Origin of the sequence: Streptococcus sp. 1055, from assembly GCF_013276815.1 — a bacterium.
In the GTDB taxonomy this organism is placed as follows: Bacteria; Bacillota; Bacilli; order Lactobacillales; family Streptococcaceae; genus Streptococcus; species Streptococcus pseudopneumoniae.
This window is the reverse complement of sequence record NZ_VMLT01000128.1, coordinates 1-6,383: the sequence shown is the minus strand read 5'-3', so window position 1 is coordinate 6,383 and position 6,383 is coordinate 1. Positions and strand designations below refer to the sequence as shown.

Here is a 6,383-nt window from a genome sequence, read left to right as displayed (position 1 = left end):
TACTCAATGAAAATCAAAGTACAAACTAGGAAGCTAGCCGCAGGCTGCTCAAAACACTGTTTTGAGGTTGCAAATGAAAACTGACGTGGTTTGAATTTGATTTTCGAAGAGTATTATAGTCCCATTAAACGATAAGCCTGATCTCGGAGGTCCTTATCTGTTTCAAATAGACCACGAGCTACTGTCGTCAAGGTTGCAGTTCCTGGTTTTCTGACACCACGCATGCTCATACACATATGTTCCGCTTCAATGACAACAAAGGCTCCTTTAGCACCTAGATAGTCCATCAAGGCATCGGCCACTTCGATATTCAAACGTTCTTGAATTTGTGGTTTTTTCGAATAAACTTCAACCGTACGAGCTAGCTTAGACAAACCTGCTACACGGCCATCTGGAATATAGGCAATATGCGCTCTCCCATAAAATGGCAAGAAGTGGTGTTCACACATGGTATGGAAAAAAATATCCTTTTCTACCACCATATTATCATCAATAATCTCAAAGGATTTTGACAAATGTTCCTCCGCTGTTTGACCAAGACCTGAAAAAATCTCTTGGTACATACGAGCGACACGAGCAGGTGTTTCCTGCAAGCCCTCGCGGTTAGCGTCCTCTCCGACAGCCTCGATAATCATTTTTACAGCTGCTTCAATCTTTTGTGTATCCATTTTCGTTATTCCTCTCCACCAGATAGGCTCTCACTTGGCTCAAGAAATACAAGGAACCTGTGACAATCCTAACTGTTTTTTTTTCTTCTTTTTTATCTGTCAATTTCTGCTCTAGAAAATCCTGCCAACCTTGGTAGCTGAGATTTCTAGACTTGGCTGCCTCTTCAAGCACTTTTTCATCAGTCGCCCGACTATCGTCAAAATGTGTCAGAGTAAGTTCGGTATCTGGGATTGTCCCCAACAAGTCCAACATATCCTCCAAGGCCTTGGTTTTGATACAAGTAAAGAGGATTTCCTTATGATAATCCGCAAAGCGTTCTTGCAAGGTTGCCAATAAAGCCTTGATAGCATGGGGATTGTGGGCTCCATCCAAGATCATCAAGGGGTTCCTTGACACGACCTCCAGACGCCCCGGCCATCTTGTTTCTTCCAAGGCTTGACCAATCAAGTGATTGCTTGCTAGTTCTCGACCATCTTCTTGACAAAAAGTATCAAGTAAAGCTATGGCCATCCCAGCATTCTCTATTTGGTGCAAACCAAGTAAACCTGTCTGGAAGCGACCTTGTCTGACAACACTTGTATAGTCAAAAACTTCACCCGTTACTACACTCTCTTGATGACTAACTTGATAATCTTTCCCATAGGCAAGTCTCGGCGCATCTTTCCCTTCCGCAATGCGGTCAATCACAACCAAAGCTTCTGGAGCGATACGACCTGTCACCAAGGGAATACCTTGTTTGATAATACCAGCTTTCTGCTCTGCTATGACTTCCAAGGTGTCACCAAGTAGAGCTACATGGTCCAATCCAATAGTCGTAATTCCTGTCAAAATGGGCTGACAGACATTGGTACTATCTAAAAGCCCACCCATGCCCACTTCCATGATAGCCACATCTACTTGCTCTGAAGCAAAGTAGTCATAGGCTATGGCTGTGATAATCTCAAACTCGGTTGTGCCCTGTAAATTAGCAGCCGATTCCCCTTCCAGCAACGACTGATAGTCTGCCATGAGGGCTTCTAGTCTAGCCTCTGGGATAGATTCCCCATTGATGCTCATCTGATCTGTGTAATGAATGAGATAGGGCGAGCTAAACACGCCAACTCTCAGCCCTAGCTTTTCCAGCAGATTTTTCAAAAAAGCAATGGTCGAACCCTTGCCATTGGTCCCTCCGACATGGATGACCTTGAGTTTGAGATGGGGATTGCCACGCAAAGCTAACAGTTCCACCATTCGTTCCAATCCAAAATGCGGCTGGTCCGTCCGATAGTGGGCAATCCACTGACTGTTTTCAATTTCTTTCATCTTATTTATATTGTTTTAAATCTAAATTTTCCGCTTCATCAGCCAGACGAATGGCAGAGGCAATTTCAACTGCCATCCTGTGACTAGCTACGTCATGCACGCGCACCACTTCTACACCCTGTCTCGCAGCGATACTGGTTACATGAGCCGAAGCCGTATCTCGATTGCGGAAACCAAGTTCCGTCTCAGGATTGACTTCAAAACCATTCTCCTCTAGGATATTGATGACAAATCGCTTGCGCGACACTCCAAGAAAGATTGGATAGTCTTTCTGATGTAGTTTATCCAGATCCCGTAAAAGAAGCAGATTTTCTTTCTTGGTCAGACCAAAGCCGATTCCCGGATCCAACAGGATATTTTCTGGTGCAATACCAGCTTCGTCCGCTCTCGATAAGGCTCTGTCAAAGAAAGCCTCCATCAAGTCTTCGATTGGCAATGTTTCAAAGTCAGCTAACTCTTCCTCTGTAAAAGCTTGACCAAAGCCAAAATGAGGGAAGATGAGCGAGCTAGGATGCTGAGGTCGCGCCATGACTGGATTAAACATAATGACTACTTTCGCTCCAGCCTTTGCAACCACATGGGCCATTTTTTCATCACCCATGAGACCAGTGATATCATTGACTAGATTGGCACCAGCAGCCAAAGCAGCTTCTGCTACTTGACTCTTCCAAGTATCAATGGAGATGAGGACATCACTTTCCTTGCGAATAGCTTTAATCACTGGAACAACACGCTGGATTTCCTCTTCTATCTCAACATAGCTACTTCCCGGCCGAGTCGATTCTCCGCCGATATCTAGCATACTAGCTCCTTCTGCTATCAATTTACGAGCCTGCTGGAGTGCCTGCTCAAGAGCAAAAAATTGACCACCATCCGAAAAGGAGTCTGGGGTTACATTGATAATACCGCAAATAGCTGTCTTTGCATGATTGGCTTTACTTGACATATCAGTCACTCCCTCAAGGCTTTTCACCATATTATTTCTCTATTTTACCATAAAAAGAAAAAGATGGACACGATTGCATTCATCTTTTTCCCAGTAGAAACAAGTAAGCAATTGTCAAAAATATTAAACAGAAATCCCTAATGTCCGACTCAAAATTACCACGAGAGTCAACAAACAGAAAACAACCCCATTAACAATCATGTGAAGTAAGATAGACATTTCCAAACGTTGGGTCTTGTAAGCCGTCCAAGACAGAACGATCGACATAACTCCATAAATCAATAAAGAAGGTAAATTACTCGGTTGATGCAATAAAGCAAACACAACCGTACCGACTACAAATCCCAAGTTCTCTTTTCCTCGGAAAATCTTTTTAGGAACAATCCCACGGCACAAGATTTCCTCACAAATTGGAGCAAGCAAGGCCAACAAGAAGAAACTGGAAATCAGAGAACTATTCTGAACCATATCGTTAATCTGAGACTGGTTACTTGTTGTCGTCTCATTTGACAGTTGTAACAAGATAGAACCAAGTATATTTGAACAGATAATGACTAAATAACTCAAGCCCAATCGTGCCAAATCCTTAGCTCTAAAAAATGAAAAATTAAAACTTGCTAATTGCGTTTTACGAGCTCCAATAATAAATAGCACCAGAACCACAATCGAAATACCAGCAACTATCAGTCCTGACTGTAATAGCGGTACTTCTCTTAAGGTTAAAATAGCAGTAACCCCTATAGGAATCTGATATAAAATTGTCGCCAGCAAAAAGATTAACAGCCAGCCTGCACGATTCAATAATTCTTTCCACATATTTTTCTCTTTCATCACCTATCTCCTTTGTATTCAAAAAGGGGGAAAATCCCCCTGGGTTATCCTATTATAAGGCCATGCTGATGTAGTTCAGGATAAACAAGGCATCCAAAATCCAAATCATGACATGAACATCTTTAGCTTGACCTTTGACAAGCTTAGTCAAAGTGTAAGTCAAGAAACCAACTGCAATCCCTTGAGTGATAGAGTAGCTGAATCCCATAAAGATAGATGTGAAGAAGGCAGGAACTGCTTCAGACATATCATCCCAATGGATATTTTTCAAGCTAGCCAGCATCATAATCCCAACGATAATCAAGATTGGAGCTGTAGCGGCTGTTGGTACAATCGCTAGAAGTGGGCTAAAGAAGCTTGAGATCACAAAACAGATTGCCACGACCAAGGCTGTCAAACCAGTACGTCCACCTGCACCAATACCAGCAGCAGACTCAACATAAGTCGTTACGTTCGAAGTACCTGCGATGGCACCAATTGAAGTACCAATCAAGTCAGAGTAAAGAGCCTTGTCTAACTTAGCTGATTGATGATTTTCACCATTTGTCGCTACGATACCAACTTTTTCACCTGTACCGATCAAGGTACCAATTGTATCAAAAATATCTGTCAATGAGAAGGCAAGAATGGCCATCAGAGTTTCAGGCAAGCGAGCTGTATCTGAAATCAAAGCTCCCAAACCTTCTGAACCAAGAGCTGCACCAAAGATTGTCTTCAAATCTTCAAAAGCTGCACCAACATGGTTATTAGCAAAATCGATGCTTGACAAATCTACCAAACCAACTGCAATAGCAAGAACAGTTGTTGTCAAGATAGAGAGGATAATTCCCCCTTTAATCCCTTTGATGACAAAGAAGATAGTAATGGCAAGTCCTGCAAGAGCCACCAAAACAGCTGGATTATTAAAGCTGACCAATCCTGGAACTGCTGAAGAGTTTGCCGCAATCGTTGCTTGAGCTTTGTCAGCCCCTTCTCCTACAACAGTATAGTTGCCTGGATCAATCGTGAATTTCAAAAGTCCAGCATTCTTAATTCCTACATAGGCAAGGAAGACACCGATACCAGCTGAAATAGCTGAGCGAAGGGCATTTGGAATCGATTCAATGATCATTTTACGAACATTTGTCAAGGTAATAATCAATGAAATAATCCCACAGATGAAGACCATAGCTAGGGCTTCTTGCCAAGAATAACCAAGTCCAAATACAACTGTAAAGGTAAAGAAGGCATTCAGCCCCATACCTGGCGCTTGAGCGTATGGCAAGTTAGCATAAAAAGCCATCATCAAGGTACCCGCTACTGCACCAATAATCGTTGCTAGGAAGACACCCTGAGCAGGCATCCCTGTTTGCGAAAGAATTTGTGGGTTTACAAAGAGAATATAGCTCATTGCAAAGAAAGTTGTTAAACCAGCGAGAACCTCTGTACGAACGTCTGTACCGTTCTCTTTTAGTTTAAATAATTTGTCCATTATCAATCTCCTTTTAATTTTTACGAACAATAATAGAATTATATCATTTATCATTCACTTTTTCAATGTCTTTGTTTGATTTGTTTAAGAAATTAATCCAATTTCATTTTTTGTTTGGAATCTGCTTTTCTGCCTGCTTTCTGTTATAATAGAAGACATCTTATCTGAAAACACACTAGAAAGGTCCATATGACGAAAAAAATTATTGCAGTTGACCTAGATGGAACCCTGCTCAACTCAGACAGTCAAATTTCTGACTTTACCAAAAAAACCATCAAAAAAGTTGCTGAAAAAGGCCATCAGGTTATTATTACGACAGGTCGCCCTTACCGTATGTCAAAAGATTTTTACCGTGAACTGGGCTTAGACACTCCTATGATTAACTTCAACGGATCCCTTACTCATTTACCAGACCAAGTTTGGGATTTTGAAAAGTGTTTGACTGTAGACAAAAAATATCTGCTAGATATGGTTCAACGTTCAGAGGACATTCAAGCCGATTTTATCGCTGGAGAATATCGTAAAAAATTCTACATTACAAATCCCAATGAAGAAATTGCCAATCCCAAACTATTTGGTGTAGAAGCTTTCCAGCCTGAAGATCAATTCCAGCCTGAATTGGTGACCAAGGACCCTAACTGTATCCTCTTGCAGACCAGAGCCAGTGACAAATATGCCTTGGCAAAAGAAATGAACGCCTTCTACCAGCATCAACTTTCTATCAATACCTGGGGAGGTCCGCTCAATATCCTTGAATGTACCCCAAAAGGTGTCAACAAGGCCTTTGCTTTGGACTACTTGCTCAAGATAATGAATCGTGACAAAAAAGATTTGATTGCCTTTGGAGATGAACACAATGATACCGAAATGCTCGCTTTTGCTGGGAAGGGTTATGCCATGAAAAATGCCAATCCAGAGCTACTCCCTTATGCAGATGAGCAAATTTCCCTTACCAACGACCAAGATGGGGTTGCCAAAACCCTACAAGACTTATTCTTATAACCTATACTGATACTCAATGAGAATCAAAGAGCAAACTAGGAAGCTAGCCGTAGGTTGCTCAAAGCACTGCTTTGAGGTTGTAGATGAAGCTGACGAAGTCAGCTCAAAACACAGTTTTGAGGTTGTGGATAGAACTGACGAAGTCAGTAACCATATATACGG

The 6,383-nt window shown here is 41.9% G+C and carries 6 protein-coding genes; 1 reads left to right on the top strand and 5 read right to left on the bottom strand.

The window, feature by feature from the left end; genetic code table 11:
* Positions 1 to 113: 113 nt before the first annotated feature.
* The 5 genes from folE to HT699_RS10175 form a co-directional block, all read right to left on the bottom strand.
* A complete protein-coding gene (folE, locus tag HT699_RS10195) occupies positions 114 to 668 on the bottom strand; it encodes a GTP cyclohydrolase I FolE (protein WP_000380916.1) in 555 nt (184 codons plus the stop codon).
* Complete coding sequence (locus tag HT699_RS10190) at positions 649 to 1,971, bottom strand: folylpolyglutamate synthase/dihydrofolate synthase family protein (protein WP_172934342.1); 1,323 nt, start codon at positions 1,969 to 1,971, stop codon at positions 649 to 651. Before HT699_RS10190 ends, folE begins: the two co-directional genes overlap by 20 nt.
* 1 nt (position 1,972) lies before the next feature.
* Entirely contained in the window at positions 1,973 to 2,947 is a 975-nt protein-coding gene (folP, locus tag HT699_RS10185; protein WP_172934341.1) for a dihydropteroate synthase, read from the bottom strand.
* Between the two features lie 93 nt (positions 2,948 to 3,040).
* Positions 3,041 to 3,748 (bottom strand): CPBP family intramembrane glutamic endopeptidase, encoded by a 708-nt coding sequence (locus HT699_RS10180; RefSeq protein WP_000660471.1) that lies wholly within the window; start codon positions 3,746 to 3,748, stop codon positions 3,041 to 3,043.
* Positions 3,749 to 3,800: 52 nt separating this feature from the next.
* On the bottom strand, positions 3,801 to 5,219 hold the full coding sequence (locus HT699_RS10175) for an NCS2 family permease (protein WP_000359272.1): 1,419 nt from the start codon (positions 5,217 to 5,219) through the stop codon (positions 3,801 to 3,803).
* A 189-nt stretch (positions 5,220 to 5,408) separates the two neighbouring features.
* On the opposite strand from HT699_RS10175, the gene HT699_RS10170 reads away from it, so the two are divergent.
* Positions 5,409 to 6,221 (top strand): Cof-type HAD-IIB family hydrolase, encoded by an 813-nt coding sequence (locus HT699_RS10170; protein ID WP_000162353.1) that lies wholly within the window; start codon positions 5,409 to 5,411, stop codon positions 6,219 to 6,221.
* The last annotated feature ends 162 nt before the right edge of the window (positions 6,222 to 6,383 follow it).

Coding starts and splice junctions, on each gene's coding strand:
- folE (WP_000380916.1), bottom strand. CDS start 668: ATGGATACACAAAAGATTGAAGCAGCTGTAAAAATGATTATCGAGGCT.
- HT699_RS10190 (WP_172934342.1), bottom strand. CDS start 1,971: ATGAAAGAAATTGAAAACAGTCAGTGGATTGCCCACTATCGGACGGAC.
- HT699_RS10180 (WP_000660471.1), bottom strand. CDS start 3,748: ATGAAAGAGAAAAATATGTGGAAAGAATTATTGAATCGTGCAGGCTGG.
- HT699_RS10170 (WP_000162353.1), top strand. CDS start 5,409: ATGACGAAAAAAATTATTGCAGTTGACCTAGATGGAACCCTGCTCAAC.
- HT699_RS10175 (WP_000359272.1), bottom strand. CDS start 5,219: ATGGACAAATTATTTAAACTAAAAGAGAACGGTACAGACGTTCGTACA.
- folP (WP_172934341.1), bottom strand. CDS start 2,947: ATGGTGAAAAGCCTTGAGGGAGTGACTGATATGTCAAGTAAAGCCAAT.